This window comes from Frankia canadensis (assembly GCF_900197875.1).
Classification (GTDB): domain Bacteria; phylum Actinomycetota; class Actinomycetes; order Frankiales; family Frankiaceae; genus Frankia; species Frankia canadensis.
The window spans coordinates 1-1,368 of record NZ_FZMO01000433.1 but is presented as its reverse complement, the minus strand read 5'-3'; the positions used below and the strand labels follow the sequence as shown (position 1 = coordinate 1,368).

At 71.3% G+C, this 1,368-nt stretch carries 1 protein-coding gene; it reads left to right on the top strand.

Translation table 11 applies throughout. The features are described 5' to 3' along the window. Positions 1-48 precede the first annotated feature (48 nt). Positions 49-1,368 (top strand): IS607 family element RNA-guided endonuclease TnpB (gene tnpB / locus C1A33_RS25320; protein ID WP_101833948.1); only part of this gene is annotated, 1,320 nt, incomplete at its 3' end.

Genomic DNA, 1,368 nt, shown 5'->3' with positions numbered 1-1,368 from the left:
GAACCGGGCCGCCCGAGCGGTCGCCGCCGCGACCGAGGACGGCCCGGTGTGAAGACGATGCAGGCTTACAGGTTCGCGCTCGACCCGAACGACGCCCAGCGGGCCGATCTCCGCCGCCACGCCGGGGCGTCCCGGTTCGTCTACAACTGGGGTCTGGCGTTCGTGAAGGCCGCCCTCGCGCAGCGCGACGCCGAGAAGTCCTACGGACTCGACGGCGGCGCGCTCACGGCGGTGCCCTGGACGCTGCCCGCGCTGCGGCTGCGCTTCAACCAGGTCAAGAACGATGTCGCCCCGTGGTGGCCGGAGTGCTCAAAGGAGGCGTTCTCCGCCGGGCTCGCCCAGTTGGCCCGCGCGCTGAAGAACTTCTCCGACTCGAAGCGCGGGAAGCGCAAGGGCCGGCGGGCCGGTTTCCCCCGGTTCACCAAGCGCGGGAAGGCCCGCGACTCGTTCCGGTACACGACCGGTGCCTACGGCCCGGCCGGTGGCCTGCACGTGACGCTGCCCCGGATCGGCCGGGTCAAGGTCCACGAACCGATGGCCGCGCTGACCGGCCGGCTCGCCGACGGCCGGGCGTGTCTGCTCGGCGCAACCGTGTCACGTACCGCCGGCCGCTGGTTCGTCTCGTTCACCGTCGAGGCTGACCGGGACGTGCCCGAAACGTCCCCGCCATGGCAGCGGGCGGGCGGGCCGGTCGGCGTCGACGCGGGCGTGAAGCACCTCGCGGTCCTCTCGACCGGCGAACAGGTCGACAACCCGGAACCGCTCGCCCGCTCCCAGCGGAAACTCCGCAAGGCGTCCCGGGCCTACTCCCGGTCGAAGCCAGGCTCAGTCGGACGCCGTCAACGCGCCGCCCGGCTCGGAAAGATCCACGCCCACGTCGCGAACCAGCGTCGCGACGGGTTGCACAAGCTCACGACCCGCCTCGCCACGTCCCACGACGTGGTTGTGGTCGAGGACCTGCACGTCGCCGGGATGGTCCGTAACCGGCGCCTCGCCCGCGCCGTCGCCGACACCGGGATGGCAGAGATCCGCCGCCAACTCGCTTACAAGACCGTCTGGTACGGCTCGCGGCTACACGTCGCGGACCGCTGGTACCCAAGCTCGAAGACCTGCTCCGGCTGCGGCTGGCGAAACCCAAGCCTGACGCTGTCGGACCGCACGTTCCACTGCCAGTCCTGCGCGCTGGTACTCGACCGAGACACCAACGCGGCGGTCAACCTGCGCAACCTCGTCGCCGCCAGTACATCGGAGACGGAAAACACCCGTGGAGCCGACCATAAGACCCGCGCGAGCGGGCGGGTGGCTGTGAAGCGGGAACCGGGCACGGCCACGGCCGGTCAGACCCGGGGTGCCCCACCGAAAGGTGAG